The sequence below is a fragment of the Streptomyces sp. CGMCC 4.7035 genome, assembly GCF_031583065.1.
In the GTDB taxonomy this organism is placed as follows: domain Bacteria; phylum Actinomycetota; class Actinomycetes; order Streptomycetales; family Streptomycetaceae; genus Streptomyces; species Streptomyces yaanensis.
On sequence record NZ_CP134053.1, the window covers coordinates 6764123 to 6787125 of the forward strand.

General features: G+C 71.8%; 19 protein-coding genes. 11 read left to right on the forward strand and 8 right to left on the reverse strand.

Annotation, left to right across the window (positions count from 1 at the left end; translation table 11 throughout):
- Positions 1-7: 7 nt before the first annotated feature.
- From Q2K21_RS29760 to Q2K21_RS29800, 9 genes are all read left to right on the forward strand, one after another.
- Positions 8-1273 carry a 6-phospho-beta-glucosidase gene (locus tag Q2K21_RS29760; protein WP_310777052.1) on the forward strand — a complete coding sequence of 422 codons (1266 nt, stop codon included), beginning with the start codon at positions 8-10 and terminating at the stop codon, positions 1271-1273.
- On the forward strand, positions 1264-2238 hold the full coding sequence (locus tag Q2K21_RS29765) for an N-acetylglucosamine kinase (RefSeq protein ID WP_310777055.1): 975 nt from the start codon (positions 1264-1266) through the stop codon (positions 2236-2238). The genes Q2K21_RS29760 and Q2K21_RS29765 overlap by 10 nt, the downstream gene beginning before the upstream one ends.
- A 415-nt stretch (positions 2239-2653) precedes the next feature.
- A complete protein-coding gene (locus Q2K21_RS29770) occupies positions 2654-4009 on the forward strand; it encodes a hypothetical protein (RefSeq protein ID WP_310777058.1) in 1356 nt (451 codons plus the stop codon).
- 14 nt (positions 4010-4023) lie between these two features.
- Entirely contained in the window at positions 4024-5028 is a 1005-nt protein-coding gene (locus Q2K21_RS29775; RefSeq protein ID WP_310777061.1) for a glutamate ABC transporter substrate-binding protein, read from the forward strand.
- A gap of 86 nt (positions 5029-5114) precedes the next feature.
- A complete protein-coding gene (locus Q2K21_RS29780; protein WP_310777063.1) occupies positions 5115-6437 on the forward strand; it encodes a hypothetical protein in 1323 nt (440 codons plus the stop codon).
- Positions 6434-9073: a serine/threonine-protein kinase gene (locus tag Q2K21_RS29785; RefSeq protein WP_310777065.1), complete on the forward strand. Its 2640-nt coding sequence runs from the start codon at positions 6434-6436 to the stop codon at positions 9071-9073. The genes Q2K21_RS29780 and Q2K21_RS29785 overlap by 4 nt, the downstream gene beginning before the upstream one ends.
- Positions 9074-9076: 3 nt before the next feature.
- A complete protein-coding gene (locus tag Q2K21_RS29790; protein ID WP_310777068.1) occupies positions 9077-10405 on the forward strand; it encodes a PP2C family serine/threonine-protein phosphatase in 1329 nt (442 codons plus the stop codon).
- A 117-nt stretch (positions 10406-10522) separates the two neighbouring features.
- A complete protein-coding gene (locus Q2K21_RS29795; RefSeq protein WP_310777072.1) occupies positions 10523-11869 on the forward strand; it encodes a vWA domain-containing protein in 1347 nt (448 codons plus the stop codon).
- A gap of 93 nt (positions 11870-11962) precedes the next feature.
- Entirely contained in the window at positions 11963-13486 is a 1524-nt protein-coding gene (locus tag Q2K21_RS29800; RefSeq protein ID WP_310777074.1) for an FHA domain-containing protein, read from the forward strand.
- Positions 13487-13528: 42 nt separating this feature from the next.
- Here the strand turns inward: Q2K21_RS29800 and Q2K21_RS29805 are convergent, their stop codons facing one another.
- On the reverse strand, positions 13529-14509 hold the full coding sequence (locus Q2K21_RS29805) for a methyltransferase domain-containing protein (RefSeq protein WP_310777077.1): 981 nt from the start codon (positions 14507-14509) through the stop codon (positions 13529-13531).
- 135 nt (positions 14510-14644) lie between these two features.
- On the opposite strand from Q2K21_RS29805, the gene Q2K21_RS29810 reads away from it, so the two are divergent.
- Entirely contained in the window at positions 14645-15058 is a 414-nt protein-coding gene (locus Q2K21_RS29810) for a globin (protein ID WP_310777078.1), read from the forward strand.
- 36 nt (positions 15059-15094) lie between these two features.
- Here Q2K21_RS29810 and Q2K21_RS29815 read toward each other — a convergent pair whose 3' ends face one another.
- Genes Q2K21_RS29815 through ettA form a run of 3 tightly spaced genes read right to left on the reverse strand, consistent with a single transcriptional unit; the run spans position 15095 to position 17855 of the window.
- Positions 15095-15781 (reverse strand): hypothetical protein, encoded by a 687-nt coding sequence (locus Q2K21_RS29815; protein WP_310777081.1) that lies wholly within the window; start codon positions 15779-15781, stop codon positions 15095-15097.
- Complete coding sequence (locus Q2K21_RS29820) at positions 15778-16188, reverse strand: acyl-CoA thioesterase (RefSeq protein WP_310777084.1); 411 nt, start codon at positions 16186-16188, stop codon at positions 15778-15780. The genes Q2K21_RS29815 and Q2K21_RS29820 overlap by 4 nt, the downstream gene beginning before the upstream one ends.
- Before the next feature lie 2 nt (positions 16189-16190).
- Complete coding sequence (ettA, locus tag Q2K21_RS29825) at positions 16191-17855, reverse strand: energy-dependent translational throttle protein EttA (protein WP_310777087.1); 1665 nt, start codon at positions 17853-17855, stop codon at positions 16191-16193.
- A 261-nt stretch (positions 17856-18116) separates the two neighbouring features.
- Between ettA and Q2K21_RS29830 the strand changes: the two genes are divergently transcribed.
- Positions 18117-18446: a hypothetical protein gene (locus Q2K21_RS29830; protein ID WP_310777090.1), complete on the forward strand. Its 330-nt coding sequence runs from the start codon at positions 18117-18119 to the stop codon at positions 18444-18446.
- 12 nt (positions 18447-18458) lie between these two features.
- Here Q2K21_RS29830 and Q2K21_RS29835 read toward each other — a convergent pair whose 3' ends face one another.
- The 4 genes from Q2K21_RS29835 to Q2K21_RS29850 all read right to left on the reverse strand — a co-directional run bounded on the left by Q2K21_RS29835 (position 18459) and on the right by Q2K21_RS29850 (position 22953).
- On the reverse strand, positions 18459-18656 hold the full coding sequence (locus Q2K21_RS29835; protein WP_310777092.1) for a hypothetical protein: 198 nt from the start codon (positions 18654-18656) through the stop codon (positions 18459-18461).
- A gap of 69 nt (positions 18657-18725) precedes the next feature.
- The gene (locus Q2K21_RS29840) at positions 18726-20135 is read right to left on the reverse strand and encodes a Cys-Gln thioester bond-forming surface protein (protein ID WP_310777094.1); all 1410 of its coding nucleotides are present in this window, start codon (positions 20133-20135) and stop codon (positions 18726-18728) included.
- 274 nt (positions 20136-20409) lie between these two features.
- Entirely contained in the window at positions 20410-20898 is a 489-nt protein-coding gene (locus tag Q2K21_RS29845; RefSeq protein WP_310777097.1) for a single-stranded DNA-binding protein, read from the reverse strand.
- Positions 20899-21165: 267 nt separating this feature from the next.
- Positions 21166-22953 (reverse strand): GTPase, encoded by a 1788-nt coding sequence (locus Q2K21_RS29850; protein ID WP_386276489.1) that lies wholly within the window; start codon positions 22951-22953, stop codon positions 21166-21168.
- Positions 22954-23003: the final 50 nt, after the last annotated feature.

The window sequence follows — 23003 nt, forward strand, 5'->3', positions numbered from 1 at the left end:
TCCACCTATGAAACTCACCGTGGTCGGCGGAGGCTCGACCTACACACCCGAACTCGTCGACGGCTTCGCCCGGCTGAGGGACACCCTGCCCATCGAGGAGCTGGTCCTCGTCGACCCGGCCGCCGAACGCCTGGAACTGGTGGGCGGGCTGGCCCGGCGCATCTTCGCGAAGCAGGGGCACGGCGGCCGGATCGTCACCACCTCCGACCTGGACGCGGGTGTCGAGGGCGCCGACGCCGTGCTGCTCCAACTGCGCGTCGGCGGCCAGGCCGCGCGTGAGCAGGACGAGACCTGGCCGCTGGAGTGCGGCTGCGTCGGCCAGGAGACGACCGGCGCGGGCGGCCTCGCCAAGGCGCTGCGCACGGTGCCGGTGGTCCTCGACATCGCCGAACGGGTCCGTCGCGCCAACCCCAGGGCCTGGATCATCGACTTCACCAACCCGGTCGGCATCGTCACCCGCGCCCTCCTCCAGGAGGGTCATCGGGCGGTCGGCCTGTGCAACGTGGCGATCGGCTTCCAGCGGAAGTTCGCCGCCCTGCTTGGCGTCACGCCCGACGAGGTGCATCTCGACCATGTGGGCCTCAACCACCTCACCTGGGAGACAGGTGTGCGCCTGGCGGGCCCCGAGGGCGAGAACGTCCTGCCCAAGCTGCTCGCCGAGCACGGCGAGGCGATCGCAGGCGACCTGCGCCTGCCGCGCGTCCTCCTGGACCGGCTCGGTGTGGTCCCGTCGTACTACCTGCGTTACTACTACGCACACGACGAGGTCGTACGGGAGTTGCGGACGAAGCCCTCACGCGCCGCCGAAGTCGCGGCGATGGAGCGGCAGTTGCTGGAGATGTACGGCGACCCGGCGCTCGACGAGAAGCCGGCGCTGCTCGCCAAGCGGGGCGGCGCCTACTACTCGGAGGCGGCCGTCGACCTCGCGGCCTCCCTGCTGGGCGGGGGAGGCTCCCCGTACCAGGTCGTGAACGCGTACAACAAGGGCACGCTGCCCTTCCTGCCGGACGACGCGGTGATCGAGGTGCAGGCGGCCGTGGGACCGCAGGGACCGACCCCGCTGCCCGTGCCGGAGGTGGACCCGCTGTACGCGGGACTGATGGCGAACGTGACGGCCTACGAGGAGCTGGCCTTGGAGGCGGCCCTGCGCGGCGGCCGGGACCGCGTCTTCCGCGCGCTGCTCGCCCACCCCCTGATCGGTCAGTACGCGTACGCCGACACCCTCACCGACCAGCTGATCGCGCACAACCGGGAGCACCTCGCGTGGGCCTGACCGCAAGTGTCCTCGCCATCGACGCGGGCAACAGCAAGACCGACGTCGCGGTGGTGACGGCGGACGGGGAAGTCCTGGCCACGGCGCGCGGCGGCGGGTTCCGTCCGCCCGCGGTGGGTGTGGAGACGGCGGTGGACGAACTGGCGGAGGCGGTCGCACGCGCCTACGCCGACGCCGGCGTCACCTCCGTCGCCCATGTCTCCGCGTGTCTGGCGAACGCCGACCTGCCGGTGGAGGAGGAACAGTTGGCCGCCGCGCTGCACGCGCGCGCGTGGGGCACGACGGTCGAGGTACGCAACGACACGTTCGCGATCCTGCGGGCGGGGGTTGCCGAACCCCGGGGCGTCGCGGTGGTCTGCGGCGCCGGCATCAACTGCGTCGGCATGCGCCCCGACGGCCGTACCGCCCGCTTCCCGGCACTCGGCCGTATCTCCGGCGACTGGGGCGGCGGTTGGGGCTTGGCGGAGGAGGCCCTGTGGTGGGCGGCCCGTGCGGAGGACGGCCGGGGCGGCCCGACACTCCTGGCGCGGACACTGCCGGGCCACTTCGGCCTGGACTCCATGTACGCGCTCATCGAGGCGCTCCACCTGGGGCACATCGAACACGGCCGGCGCCACGAACTGACGCCGGTGCTGTTCGCCACCGCCCGGGACGGCGACCCGGTGGCCCGTGCGGTCGTCGACCGGCTCGCGGAGGAGGTCGTCGCCATGGCCACGGTCGCGCTGACCCGCCTGGACCTGCTCGACGAGGAGACCCCGGTCCTGCTCGGCGGCAGCATCCTGGCCGCCCGCCACCCCCAACTCGACGACCGCGTGAGGGAACTGCTGACGGCCCGCGCCCCCAAGGCGGTCCCCCAGGTGGTCACAGCCCGCCCGGTCCTCGGCGCGGCCCTCCTGGGCCTGGACCACGAACACGCCCGAAAGGAGGCCCACGCGCGCGTACGGGCGTACTACGAAGGCGGATGACCGTCGCCTTGACCTGCGGGCAGTCCCGCCGTCCCAGCTGCGGGCAGTCGTGCCTCCCCCAGTGCCTTAAGGGCCTGGGGGGACCCCCAGGGCGGCACGGGTGGGCGCTGGGGGTACCCGCTGCTCGAAGAGCTTGGGGGAGGCACCCCGCCAAGCGCCGGGCCGCGCAACCTCCCCCCGGCCCACCCCACCCCCGGGAACCGAACACAAGCACGCCGCGTATTCATGAACGGGGACAGCGCAACAGCACCACCATGACCGGCGTCAGCACAACCCCTGCGATAGAAACAAGATCGCATTAAGGCCTGTGCGGATCCCGGTCCCGGCGGCGATACTTGCCGCGGCACACCCGCGCCCGCGCCCGCTCCCGCGGCACCGGGCGCAGGTGGCCGGAAATGACCAAGGGGGAGGTCAAGTGACACAACCGCAGCAGGGAGCCGCACCACCGCGCCGCACGGCCTTCGCCGAGGGCGTCGACCGCGTGCGCGCCGCCGCGACCACCGAGCCCGGCCGGCTGCGCGTCATCGGCGCCGTCCTCGCCCTGCTCGTCGTCGCGTTCGGGGCCGTCACCGCCTGGCAGATGACCGACCGCTCGACCGCCGCCGACGACGTGCTGCACAGCAGCCAGCCCCTCAGCGCGGGCGCCGCCGACATCTACCGCTCCCTCGCGGACGCCAACACCACTGCCTCCAGCGGCTTCCTGTCGGGTGGCCAGGAGCCCGCCGCGACGACCAAGCGGTACGAGGAGGACATCCGGACCGCCGCCGCCAAGCTCGTCACGGCGGCCGCCAGCACCGACCCCGGCTCCCCCTCCGCGGACACCATCGCCAAGCTCAACAAGCTGCTCCCGCAGTACGAGGGCCTGATCGAGCGGGCCCGGGCCAACAACCGGCTCGGCTTCCCGGTGGGCGGCGCCTACCTGCGGGCGGCGAACGACAAGATGCAGCACGAGATGCTGCCGGCCGCGCAGGACCTGTACACCTCGGAGAACCAGCGGCTGCGCTCCGACTACGCGGACGCGACCCCCTACCCCTGGTTCGCCCTCGTCCTCGGCGTCCTCGCGCTTGCCGCCCTCGGCTGGGCGCAGCGGCGCCACTACCTGCGGACGAACCGCGTGCTGAACCGCGGCCTGGTCGCCGCCACGGCCGCCTCCGCGATCGTCCTGCTGTGGCTGGTCGTCGGCCACGGTGTCGCCCGCGCCGGGCTCGACTCCTCGTACGACCACGGCGTCCGCTCGCTGAACGTGCTGCACGACGCGCGCATCGCCTCCCTGAACGCACGCGGCAACGAGAACCTGACCCTGGTCAGCCGTGGCGCCGAGACCAAGAAACTGCCCGACGACACGGTCGAGGACCTGTACGACTACGAGTTCCAGCAGGACATGAAGACGCTCTCCGCAGGGCTCGCCCGGGCCGAGTCGATAGCCGACGACCAGGCGGGCAAGCAGCCCGTGACGGCCGCCACCGGCAACATGAAGGTCTGGCAGCAGCGTCACAAGCAGGCGCGGGCCGCCGACGACGACGGCAACTACCAGGCGGCACTGAACAAAATCATCGGGTCCAAGGCGGACCAGCCGACGGGCGAGTGCTTCGACAGTGTGGACGAGAACCTGAAGAAGGCGCTGGACCACGAGGCGAGCGAGTTCCGGCAGGCGGCGGGCGACGGCCGGGACGCGATGACCGGGCTCCCGGTGGGCGCGGCGGTGCTCGCGGTGCTGGGCGCGGTGGCCGCGGTGCTGGGCATCGGGCGCAGGCTTTCGGAGTACCGGTGAGAGGGGGAGCGGCGATGATCGCACGGCGTCTGAGGGCGAGCCTGAAGGGCTGGGGCGGTGTGGGGGCGATGTTGGTCGCCTGCCTGCTCACCGCCGTCTTCGCGCTGCTGCTGCCGCTGACCCGCGCGAGCGGGGACGGCTCCTCGGGCACCGGCGGCCCGGGCGTCGCCGAGGGCACGCAGGCGAAGGCGGACAACTGCGGCGGGCACCCGGAGCGGCTCAGCCCGGCCCCGTCCGGCGACGAGAGCGGCCCGTCGGTCACGGCCATCAAGAAGCGCGGTTACCTGTCGGTGGGCGTCGACCAGAACAGCTACCGCTGGGGCTACCGCGACCCCAACAACAAGGTCAGCGACCTGGAGGGCTTCGACATCGATCTGGCCCACGAGATCGCGCGGCAGATCCTCGGCGACCCGAAGGCCGTCCGCTTCCATGCCATTCCCACCAACCAGCGCATCCCGGCCATCAAGAGTGGGCAGGTGGACATGGTGGTGCGCACCATGACGATCACCTGCGACCGGCTGAAGGAAGTGGCCTTCTCCGACCCGTACTTCGTGACCGGTCAGCAGGTCCTGGCACCGAAGTCGTCGGACATCCGGGGCTACGACAAGTCGCTGGCCGGCAACAGGATCTGCACCGCCGAGGGCTCGACAGCCAACACCCAGCTGACGAACGACAAGAAGGCCGGCCGTCTCGCTGCGTCCGCCGATATCTCCACCACCGTCCCCAACCAGCTCGACTGCCTGGTCAAACTCCAGCTCGGCGAGGTCGACGCGGTCGTCACCGACGGCGCGCTCGCCGCGAGCCAGGCGGCCCAGGATCCGACGGTCGAGCTCAAGGGCAAGCCGTTCACGACCGAGTACTACGGCGTGGCGATGAACAAGCAGGCCAAGGATCTGGTGCGCCGGGTCAACCAGGTGCTCGTGGACTACCGAAAGAGCGGCTGGCAGGCCTCGTACACCAGGTGGCTGTCCCAGACACTGGGCTCCGACTCGGCGTCTTCGCAGCCTCCGACCTCCTGAGAGACACAACCGACCTGATACCACTGGAGAGTTACCCCGGCGCACGGGACACGCGCCCAGGGCACGACGAGAGCGAGAGGTGATCGATGGGCGTCACGGGACCCACCGGGCCGGTACTGGACCGGGACGAGGTGGACCGTGCGCTGGCGCGGCTCGGCGCGGAGCACGAGGCCATAGAGACCTCGCTCCTCGCCCTCCAGGACCACGCGGGCCGCAGACTCCTCGAAGGCGCCGAGCTCACGGGCATCACCAAGGAGCGCTGGACGTCGGCGGAGGCGTCGATCACCCTGCTGTGGGCGTACTTCGACGCCTACACCGACGCCCTGCGCACCGCGCGCGAGATCCGCGCCCGCCGGCGCTGGTCCAGCCGCGACGACCTGGTCGAGCTGACCGAACTGCTGCGCGGCGCGAGCATCACCGTCGCGGGCAGCGCCACGGCGACGGCGAACGCGCCGACCCTCACGGGCGCCGTCAAGCTCAGCGAGCAGTTCAGCCTGACGCAGCTCGTCGACCGTATGAACGACCTGTACGCGTCCTCGCTGGACATGGTCGTCGCCGCCGACGCGGTGTGGTCGGCGCTGCCCGCCCGGATCGATTTACTGGCCGCGGAGCTCCAGCGCACCCGGCAGTTGGCGCACTCCGTGGGCGTACGCCCCGGCGAGCACCCGGCGGGCGACGACCTGGAACGCATCACGCGCACGCTGACGAGACTGCGCGAGCAGGTGGTCTCCGACCCGCTGGCGTTCTGGGTTCCGACGCAGGGGAGTTCGGCGCCCGGCGGCGGCCGGCCGGACACGACGACGTACGACCGCGAGGCGCGCGCCCTGGAAGAGGTGCGCCGGGAGATCGACGCCGTCCTGGCGGTCCGCCAGGACGCGGAGGCGCGGCTCGTCAAGCTGCGCGATCTGCTCAGCCGCGCGGACCGCACGCTGGCGGAGGCCCGCAGCGCGCGCGGTGAGGTCCTCGCGAAGATCGCCGCCTCGGAGGTGCCCGCGGTCAGCGGTCCGCCGACCGTGTTGCAGGAGCAGCTGGCGACGGCCGCCGAGTACCGCAGACATGCCCAGTGGCACCGCCTGTCGCCGCTCCTGGAGTCCTTGGAGCAGAAGGCGGAGGACGAACTGCTGCGCGCCCGCGAGTCGCTCACGGCCGTCACCGCGCCCCTCGCGGTCCGCGCCGAGCTGCGCGGCCGCCTGGACGCGTACAAGGCGAAGGTGGCCCGGCACGGCCTGGCGGAGGACCCGCTGCTGGTCGAGCGGTACGACACGGCGCGCCGCATGCTGTGGAGCGCGCCCTGCGACCTGAGGGTCGCCGAACAGGCTGTGCTGCGCTATCAGCAGGCGGCCGCGGAGCTGCTCGGCCCGCGCGTGCCCCAGCCGGGCGCGCCGGCCGACCGGAGGGGGGAAGCATGAGTCAGGCAGGGCAGAGCTGCCAGCGGCCCGGCTGCGAGGGGTCGTACGAGGACGTCGGCGGCGGCGAGCTGTACTGCGACACGTGCGGGCTCGCGCCGGTCGTCTCGGAGAGCGGTATGGTCGGATCGCCTGCGACAGGGCTCACCGCGGGCGGCAAGAGCTCGCGGACGTCCGGGAGCGGCGGTTCGCGCTCCAGTTCTCGTACGTCGTCGCGGTCGTCCCAGTCCCGGCGCTCGGTGTCGGGCCGGCTGACCGGCAAATCCACCGCCCGGTCGGTGTCGGTGCGCAGCTCCGGTACGACGGCCGGGAGTTCGGGGCGCAGCAGGCTGGGCCTCGGCCTGGTGCGGGTCCCGGAGGTGCCGCGGCCCGACCCGCGCGCGATGGTGCTGGAGAACCCGGAGGTGCCCGAGCGCAAGCGGTTCTGCTCGCGCTCCGACTGCGGGGCCCCGGTGGGGCGGGCGCGCGGCGAGAGGGCGGGGCGCACCGAGGGGTTCTGCACGAAGTGCGGCCACCCTTATTCGTTCGTCCCGAAGCTGAAGTCCGGCGACATCGTGCACGGCCAGTACGAGGTCGTGGGCTGCCTCGCGCACGGCGGGCTCGGCTGGGTCTACCTGGCCGTGGACCGCGCGGTCTCCGACCGGTGGGTGGTCCTCAAGGGCCTGCTGGACACCGGCGACCAGGACGCGATGGCCGCCGCGATCTCCGAGCGGCGCTTCCTCGCCGAGATCGAGCACTCCAACATCGTGCGCATCTACAACTTCGTGGAGCACCTCGACCAGCGCACGGGCTCACTCGACGGCTACATCGTGATGGAGTACGTCGGCGGAAAGTCGCTGAAGGAGATCGCCAACTCCCGTCGTACGCCGGACGGGACGCGGGACCCGCTGCCGGTGGAGCAGGCGTGCGCGTACGGCATCGAGGCGCTGGAGGCCCTCGGTCATCTGCACAGCCGCAACCTCCTGTACTGCGACTTCAAGGTCGACAACGCGATCCAGACCGAGGACCAGCTCAAGCTGATCGACATGGGCGCGGTGCGCCGGATGGACGACGACGAGTCGGCCATCTACGGCACGGTCGGCTACCAGGCGCCGGAGGTCGCCGAGGTCGGCCCGTCGGTGGCGAGCGATCTCTACACGGTCGCGCGCACCCTCGCGGTGCTCACCTTCGACTTCCAGGGCTACACGACCGTCTTCGCGGACTCCCTGCCCGACCCGGACCACATCGAGGTCTTCCGCCGGTACGAGTCCTTCTACCGGCTGCTGGTCCGCGCCACCGATCCGGACCCGGCCCGCCGGTTCGCGTCCGCGCAGGAGATGTCGGAGCAGCTGACGGGGGTGCTGCGGGAGGTCGTCGCCCTCCAGACGGGCCGCCCACGGCCCGCCCTGTCGACGCTGTTCGGACCGGAAGTCAAGGTCACGGACACGGAGTTGTTCCCGAAGCTGGACGGGGACGTGTCGCGGCTGGGGGCGCGGGTGGTAGCGCCGCGGCGGAAGGCCGCCGCTTCCCCCACTGCGAACTCCCTTGCCGTCACGGCTTCGTCCGGCGCGCCCGCGCCCGCGTCTGCCGCGATCGCGTCGGGCGCCGAAGCCGCGACCGCCCGGGGCGCCGGAGGCCAGGACGCCGAAGGCCGGAGCGCCGCGAACCAGAACGCCGGAGCCGCGAGCACCACGAGCGCCGCGGGCACGTCGGCCGTCGTCAAGCCGCTCGGCACCGCTGCCGCCGCCCTCGCCCTGCCGGTCCCGCTCGTCGACCCCGGCGACCCCAACGCCGGTTTCCTGGCCGGTCTCATGGCGTCCGCGCCCGCGGAGCTGATCGCCGCCCTGCACACCGCGCCGGCCACCTCCCTGGAGCTGCGCCTGCGCGAACTGCGGGCCCGGCTGGAGATGGGCGAGACGGACAGCGCGGGACGGTCCCTCGCCGCCCTGGAGGCGGACCATCCCGACGACTGGCGGGTCGTCTGGTACCGCGGTGTCACCGCCCTGGTCACCGGGGATCACGAGGGCGCCGCGCTCTCCTTCGACGCGGTCTACGACGCGTTCCCGGGCGAGCCCGCCCCCAAGCTGGCCCTCGGCCTGTGCGCGGAGGTCCTCGGCCAGCTCGACAACGCCGCCGAGTACTACCGCCTCGTCTGGACGACCGACCCCAGCTACGTCAGCTCGGCATTCGGACTGGCCCGCGTCCGGCTCGCCTCCGGCGACCGCCCCGGCGCCGTGGGCACCCTGGAGTCCGTGCCGGAGGCGTCCATCCACTACACCGCGGCCCGCGTCGCCGCCGTACGGGCGCGGCTGCGGCAGCGTACGGGCAAGGGCCCCGACCCGGCGTTCCTGGACGACCTCGTGGCCGCCGCGGGGCAGATCCAGGCGCTGGAGGCCTACGGACTGGACGCCGTTCGACGCGAGCAGTTGTCCACAGAGGTCCTCGGCTGTGCCCTGGACTGGGTACTCTCCGGTAGCCAGGGCGCCGCGCCGTCGGCAGCGGGCGGACGGGCGTTGCTCGGCAGTGACCTGGACGAGCGCGGCCTCCGCTTCGGCCTGGAGCGCTCGTATCGGACGCTGGCCAGGCTCGCGCAGGGCGGCGAGGAGAGGATCGACCTGGTGGAACGTGCCAACCGTTACCGCCCCCGGACGTGGGTGTGATCGATGTCCCAGATGCCCCAGCCGACGGCGCTTTCGAGGTGCCCCAGTTGTGAGGAGCCCCTCGAATCGGGCGACCGCTTCTGCGGCGCCTGCGGGTACGACCTGTCGGTGGTGCCCGCCCCACCGCCGGACACCCCGACACTGACCATGAACGGCGCGGTGCCGCAGCCCCCGTCGGAGGTGGCCTCCGTGGACTGGCCGGCCGCCCCGACGCCGGGCGGCCCGGGCACGCACGCCCCGGTGCATCTGCCGACCGACCTCCAGGGCACCGACTCCGGCGGCTCCGAGCTGCCCGCGGCGAGCGAAGGCTCCAGGGGCGTACGGTTCGACCGTCCGGCCGAGCCCGACGACTACCACCTGGCGGCGCCGCAGCCCGTCGACCCGCGTACCGCCGACCTCGCGACGCCCCCGGCCGGCACCAAGGTCTGCGTGGCCTGCCGCGCGGGCCATGTGGACGGCGACGGCTACTGCGAGAACTGCGGCCACGCCCAGCCACGCGAACGCGACCACATGGAGCAGGAGTTGGACGCTGTCGCCGCCGTCAGCGACCGCGGCCTGCGCCACCACCGCAACGAGGACGCGTTCGCCGTCTCCTCGACCGCGCTGCCCGACGGCTCGCCCGCCGTCGTCGCGATCGTGTGCGACGGCGTCTCCTCGGCGACCCGGCCCGACGAGGCCTCCCTGGCCGCCGCCCGGGCCGCGAACGAGGCGCTGCTGGAGACCCTGCCGCGCGGCACGCACCCCCAGCAGGCGATGCACGACGCTATCGTCGTCGCCTCACACGCCGTCAACGCCCTGGCCGTCGAACCGGAGACGGCCCAGGAGCACGCCCCGCATCAGAACGCGCCCGCCTGCACCCTGGTCGGCGCCGTCGTCACCGCCGGTCTGCTCGTCGTCGGCTGGGTCGGCGACAGCCGCGCCTACTGGGTCCCGGTGGACCGCTCGGCGCCGCCGGCCCGGCTCACCGAGGACGACTCGTGGGCCGCGCAGATGGTGGCCGCGGGCCTGATGAGCGAGGCCCAGGCGTACGCCGACGAGCGCGCGCACGCGATCACGGGCTGGCTCGGCGCGGACGCGTACGAACTGGAGCCGCACACCGCTTCCTTCAAGCCGGACCGGCCGGGTGTAGTGGTGGTGTGCACGGACGGGTTGTGGAACTACGCCGAGGCCGCGGAGGAGATGGCCGAGGTGGTACCGCCCGACGCCGAGCGGCGGCCACTGCACACCGCCCGGGTGCTGGTGGGCCACGCCTTGGACGGCGGGGGCCACGACAACGTAACAGTGGCGGTCCTCCCGTTCCCGGCGCCGCCCCAGGGGGCAGGATCCGCCTGAGGGTGTCCTCGGACACGCCCGTGGCCGGCGCTGCCGGTCCCAGGACCGGAGGGGACCGGTCCACGACCAGTCATCACCCCGGCAGCATCGGGGTCCTTGAGGGGGATCAGAGAGGCCATGGCCAATTTCTCGAAGTCGAACGTGCCGCAGTTCTCGATGGACGTCTACCAGAACGAGTACCTGCCGGAGGGCGGCCGCGAGGTCAACGCCATCGTGACGGTGACGGCGACCGGCGGCGGCACGATGGGAAGCGCGGTCAGGGCACCCCACCTCTACTCACCGGGGCAGGGCCCGAACGCGGCCGTGGCGATCATGGTCGACTGCTCCGGGTCCATGGACTACCCGCCGACCAAGATGCGCAACGCACGCGACGCGACGGCCGCGGCCATCGACACCCTGCGCGACGGCGTGCACTTCGCGGTGATCGGCGGCACCCATGTGGCCAAGGAGGTCTACCCCGGCAACGGACGGCTCGCGGTCGCCGACGCGACCACCCGCGACCAGGCCAAGCAGGCGCTGCGCAGGCTCAACGCGGGCGGTGGCACGGCGATCGGCACCTGGCTGCGCCTGGCCGACCGGCTGCTGTCCTCGGCGGACGTCTCCATCCGGCACGGCATCCTGCTCACCGACGGCCGCAACGAACACGAGTCGCCCGAGGACCTGAAGGCCGCGCTGGATTCCTGCGCCGGCCGTTTCACATGTGACGCGCGTGGAGTGGGCACCGACTGGGAGGTCAAGGAGGTCACCGGGATCGCCTCCGCGCTGCTCGGCACCGCCGACATCGTCGCCGACCCGGCCGGTCTGGCCGCCGACTTCACACGGATGATGGAGACGGCCATGGGCAAGGAGGTCGCGGACGTCTCGCTGCGGCTGTGGACGCCCGTCGGCACGGAGATCAAGTTCGTCAAGCAGGTGGCGCCCGCGGTCGAGGAACTGACCGGCCGCCGGGTCGAGGCGGGCCCGCGCGCGGGGGACTATCCCACCGGCTCCTGGGGCGACGAGTCCCGCGACTACCACGTGTGCGTCCAGGTCCCGGCCGCGAACATCGGCCAGGAGATGCTGGCCGCCCGGGTCTCGCTGGTGATACCGCAGGGCGACGGCAGCGCCCAGAACCTCGGCGCGCAGGGGCTCGTACGGGCGGTGTGGACCGACGACATGGCGGCGTCCACGTCGATCAACCCCCAGGTCGCGCACTACACAGGTCAGGCCGAACTGGCACAAGCGATCCAACAGGGACTGGACCTCCGTAAAGCGGGCGATTTCGATGGCGCAACGGCCAAGCTGGGCCGGGCCGTTCAGCTCGCCAGTGCGTCGGGGAACGCGGATACTGCGAAACTGCTTGCGAAGGTGGTGGACGTGGTCGACGCGGCGACAGGTACTGTGCGACTGAAGGCGAAGGTCGCGGAGGCCGACGAGATGACACTCGAAACACGGTCCACCAAGACTGTTCGTGTAAAGAAATGACCTGAAAGTCCTGCCAGCAGCGAGCCCGACCCCCCGGGGTTGGAGAACCACGCCGGTCACAGCGACCGGAGAAGGAGAGGGGGAAGCGCCGACATGCCGACCTGCCCGAACGGACACCAGTCGGGTTCCGACGACTGGTGCGAGGTCTGCGGTCACCGTATGGCCGGTGCCGTACCCCCGCCGCCTCCACCGCCGCCCGCCGGTTACGGCTACCCGCCGCCGGGTTCACCCCCGCCGCCTCCGGGCGCGGGCGGTCGGCCGGGGGGACATCCCCTGGCCGGCGCGCCGGCCAGGGAGCCGGAGCTCTGCCCGCAGTGCCGCACGCCCCGCGAGGGCGGCGCCCCGTTCTGCGAGGAGTGCCGGTGGAACTTCCTGACCAACACGGCGACCTCGTACACCCCCGCCGCACCCCGCCCGCCGGCGTCGAACCCGGCGCCGCGCTTCCAGCAGGGCGGGCAGACCGCGCCGGGACCCGACTCGTACGACTACGAGAGGTCGCGGCCGTCCCAGGTGAACCGGCCCGCGGAACCGATTCCGCCGGGCCCGCCGTTCGGCGGCGAGCCGTCCCAGCCGCCGGGCTTCGGCGGGGACCCGTCGCGCCCGTCCGGCTTCGGGGGAGACTCCTCCCGTCCGCCGACCTTCGGGGGCGACCCTTCGCGTCCGCCGACCTTCGCAGGCGAGACCTCACGCCCGCCGGGCTTCGGGGGCGACCCCTCGCGTCCTTCCGCCTTCGGTGCGGATCCGTCGCGTCCGGTTCCGCCGCCGCCCGGGACCGGTGGTCCTGGGGGTCCTGCCGGTCCTGGTGGTCCTGCCGGTCCTGGCGGTCCCGGTGGTCCTGCCGGTCCCAGTGGTCCCGGTGGTCCCGGTGGTCCCGGTGGTCCGCAGACCACGGCTCCGGGTGCCCGGCAGGCCTTCCAGCAGGGTGGTCTGCCCCCCGGGTTCCAGCGGCCCGCTTCGCCTCCTCCGCAGCCCGGCCAGGGCTTCCCGCCACCGGCCGCACCGCAGTCCGGCGGCCCGTCCTTCGGCGGCGGTGACGACGACTGGGTGATCTCGCCGCCGTCGTCCTCCCCCGCGGCAGGCGTGCCCGGCGGTCCTGGCGGTCCGGGACGTCCCGGTGGCCCTGGTGGCCCCGGCGGCGGTCAGGGCGGTGGCTACGGCTACCCGCAGCCCGGCTCCACCCAGGCCCCGCCCCGTCCTTACGAGCAGCAGCCGGCGACCTGGACCGCGACCATCGGCCCGGACCGCGAGTACTTCATGGCGATGATGCAGCGTTCCGGCCCCGAGGCCGCGGGCCTGAACCTGCCGGCGTACTCACCGGAGCAGCAGCGCGCGCTCACCGGCAACCAGGTCACCATCGGCCGCCGCCGCCACTCCACCGGCGACACCCCCGACATCGACCTGTCGGTGCCGCCGGAGGACCCGGGCGTCTCGCACCAGCACGCGGTCCTGGTCCAGCAGCCGGACGGCTCCTGGGCGGTCGTCGACCAGAACTCCACGAACGGCACCACGGTCAACGGTGCCGAGGAGCCCATCCAGCCCTTCGTGCCGGTGCCCTTGCAGGACGGGGACCGAGTGCACGTGGGCGCGTGGACGACGATCACGATCCGCCGGGGCTGAGCGGCACGGTCGGCGCGGACGTACGGAACTACGGGACGGCGGTCACGGCAACGGCCAGGTGTACGGCCCCACGGGGTCGTCCAGCCAGGCCCAGGCGTGGTCGCCGTCGACCGTGATCCCGAACCGCTCGCGCGCCGGCCGGTCCTCGCGCTCCCACAGCATGTACGCCTCGAACGGGCCGAGGCTGCGCTGGGTCAGGGCCAGCAGGAACCGGAACAGCTCGTGGCTGCGGGCCCGGCGTGGCAGCCCGCCCAGGTCCTGCGGCTCCGGCTCGGTCCGCGTGTCGCCGCGCAGCGGCACGAAGTAGGCGGGCGTGTGCAGGAATCGCCCCTCGGCGTGCCCGGAGTCCCGCACCCACAGGGCGATCAACCCGGTCCCGAACGGCGCGAGGACGCGCGCCCCCGGTTCGCACTGCGCCAGCCAGGCCCCCGGAACCGAGCTCAGCGTGCAGGTCGCGATGATCCGGTCGAAGGGCGCGCGCTCGGGCACACCACACGCGCCGTCGCCCGTGACCACGGCCGGGTGGTAGCCCGCCGCCGCCAGGTGCTGCCGGGCTGACTCGGTGATCTCCGGGTCGAGATCGATCGTGGTGACCAGGTCGTCGCCGAGGCGTTGGGCGAGCAGGGCCGCGTTGTAGCCGGAGCCGGCGCCGATCTCCAGGACGGCGTTCCCGTCCTCGACCTCCAGCTCGGTCAGCATCTGCGCCATCAGCGAGGGCTGGCTGCTGGAGGAGACCAGCTCGCCGTCGCGCACGAGGGTGGCCAGCGGGACATCGCTGTACGCGCCGCGCAGCCACTGCTGCCTGCGCTCGGGGTCGGGGTCGCCGCACGATCTGCGCTCATAGCCGCCCATGACGCCGATGTAGTAGTCCGGCACGAAGAGATGGCGCGGCACCGCCTCGAACACCTCCCGCCAGGCGGGGGCGGCATCCCAGGCTCCGCTCGCGTCGATCTCCCGCACGAGTTCCGCCCGCGCCGATGTGGCGAGGTTCTCCAGATCGTGATCGAGAGCGTGCCCGGCCATGCCTCCACTGTGCCGCCGGAGACGACGCGAGGCGAGCCTGTGGCACACCCGATCCGGAACCCGTCCCACCGGCGCTTCTCACTCCGTGGACCCCTGGTCCTAAGCCTTCCGTCCTCGGTCGTCGCGTCTGAGACCATGGAGGACGTGAATGAGATTCGGCGCGGCACGCTGCAGGAGCAGACCTTCTACGAGCAGGTCGGCGGGGAGGAGACGTTCCGTCGCCTCGTGCACCGCTTCTACCAGGGGGTGGCCGAGGACCCGATCCTCAAGCCCATGTACCCCGAGGAGGACCTGGGCCCGGCCGAGGAGCGCCTCACCCTGTTCCTGATCCAGTACTGGGGCGGTCCGACGACGTACAGCGAGAACCGCGGCCACCCCCGGCTGCGCATGCGCCATGCCCCGTTCACCGTGGACCAGGCCGCCCATGACGCCTGGCTGAAGCACATGCGTGTCGCCGTCGACGAACTCGGCCTCTCCGAGGAGCACGAGTCCACGCTGTGGAAGTACCTGACGTACGCCGCCGCGTCGATGGTGAACACCGCCGGCTGAGCCCCGCTCGGGCTCCGGGCCGCAGAGGCGTCCGCGTCAGCGGACGCTGATGCCCAGCACGCCGAGTCCCGCCCGGCGCACGGCGATCGACCCGTACGGCGTGCGCAGCCTGAGCCATGTGCCCGACGAGTACAGCCCCAGCGGCTCAGCGCCGGATGCCCGCCCGGCGGGGCGCAGAAAGCCGAGCGACTGCGCCGCGTGCACGGCCCGCACCGGAAGCCCTGTGTCCCCGACCGTGCGGGACCAGATCTCCCGGCCGGTACGGTCGAGTTCGGCGCGCGTCCGCCGCTCGGGCGCCAGCTCCTGCGTACGGGACCGGAATTCGGCCACCGCCGCGGCCACGGTCGCCCGCAGCGCGTCGGGTGCCGGCAGTCCCGGCTCCGGTCGCCAGCCGCCGCGCGGCGGAAGGACCCCGGCCCACGGCGGCCCGGTGACGGCGGCCGGCACGCCGGCCGTGGCCGCCGACTCGTCGACCGACTCCAGGAGTTCACCGGCCGACACGGTCACATCGAGCCCGGCGTCCAGCCCGTTGTCATACGGTTTGGCGAGCCGCACCGCACGGATCGCGAGCACCTCGAACGACGGCGGGCGCCCGAAGACCGCCAGCATCGTCCCGGTCGCCTGCAGACGCACCGCAGCACCACGGTCGTAGTGGATCAGGCGGGCCAGGAAGGCGGCCAGGTCCGCCGCCTCCCCCTCGTCGGCGAGGTGGAGCACCGTCATGCGGCGACGGCCTCCTCCTCGTCGTCCATGTACTCCCGCAGGAACTCGCGCTCCTCCGCGGTGATCCGGCGGGGCCGCTGCGCCTCGAAGTCGAACGGGACGATCACCGTCGAGGCACGGACGTAGACCTGCTCACCGTCCTTCACCTCGTAGGAGATGGTGAAGGACGCCGCCCTGATCTGCGTGACCCACAGCTCGATGTCCACCGGCGCGTGCCGGTGGACGAGCTGCCGCTTGTAGTCGATCTCATGGCGCGCCACCACCGACCCCTGCTGGAAGTCCTTGTCCGGGCGGAACAGGAAGTCGATACGCGCTTCCTCCAGGTAGCGGAGAAACACCACGTTGTTGATGTGGCCGTATGCGTCCATGTCCGCCCAGCGCAGTGGGCAGCGGTAGATGTGCCGCAAGATCAGCCCCGGGTCAGCTTCTTGTAGGTGGCACGGTGCGGACGGGCGGCGTCCGGCCCGAGCCGCTCGACCTTGTTCTTCTCGTACGACTCGAAGTTGCCCTCGAACCAGAACCACTTGGAGTCGCCCTCGTAGGCGAGGATGTGCGTGGCGACGCGGTCCAGGAACCACCGGTCGTGGGAGACGACCACGGCGCAGCCCGGGAACTCCAGCAGCGCGTTCTCCAGCGAGGACAGCGTCTCGACGTCGAGGTCGTTGGTCGGCTCGTCGAGGAGCAGCAGGTTGCCGCCCTGCTTCAGGGTGAGCGCGAGGTTCAGGCGGTTGCGCTCACCGCCGGAGAGGACACCGGCCGGCTTCTGCTGGTCCGGACCCTTGAAGCCGAACGCGGACACATACGCCCGCGAGGGCATCTCGACCTGACCCACATTGATGTAGTCCAGCTCGTCGGAGACGACGGCCCACAGCGTCTTCTTCGGGTCGATGTTCTCGCGGCTCTGGTCGACGTAGGAGATCTTGACGGTCTCGCCGACCTTGATGCTGCCGGAGTCGGGCTGCTCAAGCCCCTGGATCATCTTGAAGAGCGTGGTCTTGCCGGCACCGTTCGGCCCGATGACACCGACGATGCCGTTGCGCGGGAGGGTGAAGCTGAGGTCGTCGATGAGGACCTTGTCACCGAACGCCTTGCCGAGGTTGTTCACCTCGACGACGACGCTGCCCAGACGCGGGCCCGGCGGGATCTGGATCTCCTCGAAGTCCAGCTTCCGCATCTTGTCGGCCTCGGCGGCCATCTCCTCGTAGCGCGCCAGACGCGCCTTGGACTTGGCCTGACGCCCCTTGGCGTTCGACCGCACCCACTCCAGCTCTTCCTTCAGACGCTTCTGCCGCTTGGCGTCCTTCGCACCCTCGACCTTGAGGCGGGTGGCCTTGGTCTCCAGGTACTTCGAGTAGTTCCCCTCGTAGCCGTGGAGACGGCCGCGGTCCACCTCGCAGATCCACCCGGCGACGTTGTCCAGGAAGTACCGGTCGTGGGTGACCGCGACCACGGTGCCCTCGTACTTGGCGAGGTGCTGCTCCAGCCAGTTCACCGATTCGGCGTCGAGGTGGTTGGTGGGCTCGTCGAGGAGCAGCAGGTCGGGGGCCTCCAGCAGGAGCTTGCAGAGCGCGACGCGGCGCTTCTCACCACCGGAGAGGTTGACGACGGGCCAGTCCCCGGGCGGGCAGCCCAGCGCATCCATGGCCTGCTCGAGCTGGGCGTCGAGGTCCCACGCGTTGGCGTGGTCGAGCTCCTCCTGGAGCTTGCCCATCTCGTCGAGCAGCGCGTCGGAGTAGTCGGTCGCCATCAGCTCGGCGATCTCGTTGAACCGGTCGAGCTTGCCCTTGATCTCGGCGACACCCTCCTGGACGTTCTCCAGGACGGTCTTCTCCTCGTTCAGCGGGGGCTCCTGGAGCAGGATGCCGACGCTGTAGCCGGGCGACAGGAACGCGTCACCGTTCGACGGCTGCTCCAGCCCCGCCATGATCTTCAGCACGGTCGACTTACCGGCACCGTTCGGACCGACGACGCCGATCTTGGCACCCGGCAGGAAGTTCAGGGTGACGTCGTCGAGGATCACCTTGTCGCCGTGCGCTTTGCGCGCCTTGCGCATGGTGTAAATGAACTCAGCCAAGAGAAACCGTCCGGCAGCTTGAAATCTGGCAGTGGGCAGATACACCCCATCTTGCCTGACCGCTACCCCCGGATGGAAACCCGAATGGTCGAGGGGCTCTGACCTGGGGTTCCGCTGCTGAGGGCTGCGGCTCACCTGCCGCTGTCGGTCGTCGTTGGTCGGCCTCGGGTGGCCTCGGACGGCCCAGAGACGGCCCGGACGCCTCACCCGACCTCTGCTCTGAGCTGGGTCCGTCAGCATCCCGACGTCGAGGGGGAAGACATGGCACTGGGCCGTAAGGGATCACGGCACATAGTCGTGGACGGCACGATCTACCGCTGGCAGTTCAGGCGCAGACCCACCTACGGCCAGGCTCTCTGCTGGTTGCCGTGCACCTACGCAGTGGAGCATGCGGATCACCCTGGAACGACTCTCGTCGTTACGACGAACCAGCCCCACACCGGCAACTGGCTCGGCCGTCCAGGCCACCCGGTACTGCCCTCTGACGTCGCCGACGCCATCGAGTCCGCCCTGCGGCAGGGCTGGGTCCCCACACGTGCGGGCTCACCGTTTCACCTCGACGAGTCGGCCGGCTTCTCGCCCTCGCCCTGAACGCCGTCTCCTCTATGGCCGCCGGTAGGCCGAAGCATCAGTGCCTGGTACCGGGGCCCTGCTGAAGCTCACGTAGGCGGGATGGTCGGGATCGCCGACCTCCATGAGGGCGAACAGATCCAGGTCATGGTTCGCGAACCGATGCAGGTATTGAAGGAACAGCTCCAGTTCCTCGTCGGACAACCGCTCCTCGTGCCGCTCGTTACGCATGCGCTGCCTGCCCGGCTACCGGTTGATGGGTCGCTGGTGAGGGGCCTCTTCGTGCCCTCCCCTGTCGACTCAGTCCTGGGTCGGCGCCTTCTTGTCGCGGACCAGGAGGAGGGCCGCGCCGCCGAGTACGACCAGGGCGATGGCCGTGCCCGCGATGATCGGGGTGGCGTTGGAGGTGCCCGTCTCGGCGAGGTTGGTGTCCGCGGCCGTGGTGTCGCCCGCCATCGCCGGGCTGGGCTCACTGAGCGTCTGGGTGGTCAGGCCGCCCGTACTGCTGTCGGTCTCGCAGTCGAGGACGCCCTTGAACCACTTCTCGTCGCCGCCGGGCCCCTTGATCGTGAAGTCGTACGCCTGGTCCTCCTGCAACGGGATCGTCACCGTCTGCGTCTTTCCCGCCTCGATGGTGTACTCGGTCCCGAGCGGGGAGAACGTGAACGCCTCGTCGCCCTTGTTCACCGCGGTGATGTCCACGCCATCCTTGGCGCAGTCCTTCTCGGCCGACAGCGCGGGTATCGCGCCCGTCTTGGCCCAGTTCGCCGTCGCCGTCGCGGAGACGGTGGACTCGCTGGAGCCGGCGAGTATCTGTGTCTGACTGCGCGTCTCGGAGGCGAAGGCCCGACCGACCGGCACGGTGGTCGACGCCTGCACGGTCAGCTCGGCCGAACCGGCCTGCGCCTTCTTCGGAACCTGGAAGTAGACGCGGCTGCCGTCGGTCGCGGACGTGATCTCCTTGCCGCCCTTGTCGACGACCTTGACCCCGCTCGCCGTGGCGTCCGTCGGCGGCGCCACCGTCACGTTCTCCGCGTTCGTGTGCACCGTGACGGGGCCGAGCAGCTCGCCGGGGTGGCCGGAGACGGCGGGCGGGTCGAGAGTCAGGGACGCGGCGGGCTCCGAGAGGTTCCGCGCGTGCTTCTCCAGGAAGTCCGCGAGCTTCTCCGCCTGCGGGTCGACCGCCTCCACGTCGGCGCCGTCCGAGTAACGCCAGATCGCCACCTGCGTGCCCGCCGCCGCGGCCTGCTCCGTGAGGCCCTTGGCGCCGGCCTCGGCCGCGAGCGCGGCGAGGTCGTTCACCTGCGGATAGGAGTTCTGCAGGATCCAGCGGATCTTGCCGGCGTTCTTGTTGCCGCTCAGGGACGTGCCGCTCCAGGGCGTCTCGTGGTACTTGGCGTCGTTCTGCGTCGGGGTGTGGATGTCGATGCAGTAGGTCTGCAGGGTGCCGCCGTTGTCGACGGACATCTCGAACAGTCCCGCGGACACCTGCTCGTCCGCTCCGTCGTTGTGGACGACCGCGGCTCCGTAGGTCTTGAGGCCCACCGTCGTCGCGGTCGCGCCACCTTCGCTCTGCGGTATCCCGTCGGCGGCCGCCACGCCCGCGATGGCCAGCACGCCCGCCGCGACGAGTCCGGACACCAGCGTCCCGGCGGCGAGGCGGACGGCCCCTCGCCTGCGCGTGGACGGCGCAGAGAACGAAGAAAACACAGAATTCCCCTTCGAGCAGGACCCGTTGACGTGGGGGTACGGTCCCACCAGCAGAATCAGAAGCCCCGAGAGCTATGCCCGGCATCCTAAGGAGAGCGCGCACCGCTCTTCCCGGTCATGTCGTCGGATAACCGATCCGACTCGGAATCGTTATCCGTTACACAGGCTGTGAGCTGGGGTTATCCGCAACTACATGGGGACCGTTCGGGCATGGTGCGGCACATACGCCGATAAACAGCAGTTCAGACGAGGCGGGCGAAAGGCACGTCTGACGTCACGTCACTCCAGCGGGTTCCGGCTGAGGTTGGGCCTGCAACTCGGGCTGATCCGTCGCATCGGGCCGACTTGGCGGTTCAGTCTCCCAGTTGGGCTCGGGCTGCGGTGACGCCCCGGTCTGCGCCTCGGGCCTGGACGACCGCCGGAAGGCGGAGGTACCGCGCGACAGGTCGTGTCCGATCGCCGCCGCGTCGAGGTCCGCCGACAGCCAGCCCTGTCCGTCCCGCTGCTCGGTCCGCACCTTCAGCCGCCCCTGGACGACGAGCGGATCGCCCACGGCCACGGACGCGGCGACGTTCGTAGCCAGTGAGCGCCGGGCCCACACCGTGAAGAAGTTCGTGTGTCCGTCCGTCCACACGTTCTTCTCCCGGTCCAGATACCGCGCCGTCACCGCCAGCCGGAAGCGCGCCGTGGGACCCGTGGGCGACTCCCGGTACACCGGCTGAGTCGCGACGTTGCCGACCACGCACACCATCGTCTCGTTCATTTCGCGAAGCCCCTCCCTCGCCCCGGCTCCCGCGCCGGGACGGAACGCGTACGGGCCCGTCCCGTACGGCTGCGTCTGTCGCGGCGGTCATGCCCTGTCGCACACCGCCGCCGGTGCGACGACCGCGTTCGCCGCGGTCGCCGCGAGATCAGACTGCCTCCGCCGGGCCGAGCCCGCTGAGCGCTGTGGGCTACCGCTCGGTTGTGGACAACTCCGCCACCCGAACGAGCGCCTCCGCCCCTGTCCCGCCTTCCTCCCGGGCCGAACTCATCCCACCCGCGCCGCCGCCCCGGCCCCCGTGACCTTCGCGTACTGCTCCCGCACCTCCCGGTAGCGCAGCAGCTCCGCCGCCACCGGATCCAGCACCCGGGCCCGCCCGCACCCGGCGGCCGCCTCCCGCAGCCGCCGTTCCGCCTCCAGCCCGTACCGTCGGGCCGGACCGCGCGCGGCCACCCTGCAACTCCACTCGATGGCCGGACCACCGACGACGCCTGCCGCCATGAGCAGCACCGGCACCCCGAGGTTCGGCGGGACGTACCCGATGATCTGCCCCAACAACCAGAGCACGCAGAGCACTTGAAGGAGCGTCATCGCCACCTGAGCGACCACGGCGACGGGCCACCAGCCGGGCCGGGGCGGCCGCCCCGAGGGCATGGCGGCGCCCACCGCCAACTCGTCCAACACCTCCGGCAGCTCCTGCGCGCCGCGCACCGCGGCCTCGCGCACCGCCTGGGCCCAGGGAGCGGGCAGCCCGGCCGCTGCCCGGTCCGTCACCGTCCGTACGGCCTGCTCGACGCGCTGTCGCGCGGTCGCCTCCTCCTCCGCGGGCGCAGGCACCGGCAGCCGACCCGTGGACGGTTCGCGCCGGTCACGGCACCACCGCCACAGCCGCAACCAGGGCGTACCGCACGCGCGGTTGGCGTTGCGCAGCCACGCCCGCTCGGCGGCCTCGCGCGATGCACTGGCGCCCACAGCGTCCGCGAGCCGTCCGGCGAATTCCTCGCGTGCCTCCTCGCTGAGCCCGATACGTCGCTCGGTCGCGTAGACGGGCCGCAGCCGGGCCGCGGCCACGTCCACGTCGGCGGAGATCCGGCGCGCGGCCGCCCCGCGCTCGGCCACGAACTGCCCGAGCGCCTCGCGCAGTTCCTCGACTCCTTCCCCGGTGAGCGCGGACAGCGCGAGCACGGTCGCGCCCGGCTCTCCGTACTCCCCCAGGGCGATCCCGTCCCCGTCCAGCAGTCGCCGCAGATCGTCGAGCACCTGGTCGGCGGCCTCCCCGGGCAGCCGGTCCACCTGGTTCAGGACGACGAACATGACCTCGGCGTGCCCGGCCAGGGGTCGCAGATAGCGCTCGTGGAGGACGGCGTCGGCGTACTTCTCCGGATCGAGGACCCAGATGACCGCGTCGACGAGCGCGAGGATGCGGTCGACCTGTTCCCGGTGCTGCACGGCCGCGGAGTCGTGGTCGGGCAGGTCGACCAGGACGAGCCCGCGCAGTTGCGACTCGGCGTCCGGGTTCTGCAGGGGGCGCCGGCGCAGCCGCCCCGGGATACCGAGGCGGTCGATGAGCGTGGCCGCGCCGTCGCTCCAGCTGCACACGATCGGCGCGGCGGTGGTGGGCCGGCGCACGCCGGTCTCCGAAAGGGTCACCCCGGCGAGCGCGTTGAAGAGCGTCGACTTGCCACTGCCGGTGGCGCCCGCGACGGCGACCACGGTGTGCTCCCCGGAGAGCCTGCGTCGCGCGGCGGCCTCGTCCAGGACGCGTCCCGCCTCGGCGAGCGTGCGGCTGTCCAGCCGGGTCCGCGACAGTCCCACCAGCTCGCGCAGCGCGTCCAACCGTGAGCGCAGGGGGCCGTCGTACGCGAGGGGCGCGGGCTGCCGTACGGCCGTGCCGCACGACGTCACGACCATGGCCTCCCCAAGGGCGGCGGCCGTGTCGGACACGCGCCTGGCGATCAGTCCGTCGTCCCAGGTGGTTCCGGACTCGGGGCGCTCCGCGGGATCGTCGCGCTTCACGCGCGCGTCCCGCGCATCGTCCTCCACGCGCGCGTACATGGCCCACTCCCCCGAAAGAGCGGCTCCGGAACCGTCCCGCGCATCGGTGT

Excerpts from the sequence above, each read along its gene's own strand:
- Q2K21_RS29760 (WP_310777052.1), top strand. The coding sequence starts at position 8 with ATGAAACTCACCGTGGTCGGCGGAGGCTCGACCTACACACCCGAACTC.
- Q2K21_RS29775 (WP_310777061.1), top strand. The coding sequence starts at position 4,024 with ATGATCGCACGGCGTCTGAGGGCGAGCCTGAAGGGCTGGGGCGGTGTG.
- Q2K21_RS29780 (WP_310777063.1), top strand. The coding sequence starts at position 5,115 with ATGGGCGTCACGGGACCCACCGGGCCGGTACTGGACCGGGACGAGGTG.
- Q2K21_RS29785 (WP_310777065.1), top strand. The coding sequence starts at position 6,434 with ATGAGTCAGGCAGGGCAGAGCTGCCAGCGGCCCGGCTGCGAGGGGTCG.
- Q2K21_RS29790 (WP_310777068.1), top strand. The coding sequence starts at position 9,077 with ATGTCCCAGATGCCCCAGCCGACGGCGCTTTCGAGGTGCCCCAGTTGT.
- Q2K21_RS29795 (WP_310777072.1), top strand. The coding sequence starts at position 10,523 with ATGGCCAATTTCTCGAAGTCGAACGTGCCGCAGTTCTCGATGGACGTC.
- Q2K21_RS29800 (WP_310777074.1), top strand. The coding sequence starts at position 11,963 with ATGCCGACCTGCCCGAACGGACACCAGTCGGGTTCCGACGACTGGTGC.
- Q2K21_RS29805 (WP_310777077.1), bottom strand. The coding sequence starts at position 14,509 with ATGGCCGGGCACGCTCTCGATCACGATCTGGAGAACCTCGCCACATCG.
- Q2K21_RS29810 (WP_310777078.1), top strand. The coding sequence starts at position 14,645 with ATGGAGGACGTGAATGAGATTCGGCGCGGCACGCTGCAGGAGCAGACC.
- Q2K21_RS29815 (WP_310777081.1), bottom strand. The coding sequence starts at position 15,781 with ATGACGGTGCTCCACCTCGCCGACGAGGGGGAGGCGGCGGACCTGGCC.
- Q2K21_RS29830 (WP_310777090.1), top strand. The coding sequence starts at position 18,117 with ATGGCACTGGGCCGTAAGGGATCACGGCACATAGTCGTGGACGGCACG.
- Q2K21_RS29835 (WP_310777092.1), bottom strand. The coding sequence starts at position 18,656 with ATGCGTAACGAGCGGCACGAGGAGCGGTTGTCCGACGAGGAACTGGAG.
- Q2K21_RS29845 (WP_310777097.1), bottom strand. The coding sequence starts at position 20,898 with ATGAACGAGACGATGGTGTGCGTGGTCGGCAACGTCGCGACTCAGCCG.
- Q2K21_RS29850 (WP_386276489.1), bottom strand. The coding sequence starts at position 22,953 with ATGTACGCGCGCGTGGAGGACGATGCGCGGGACGCGCGCGTGAAGCGC.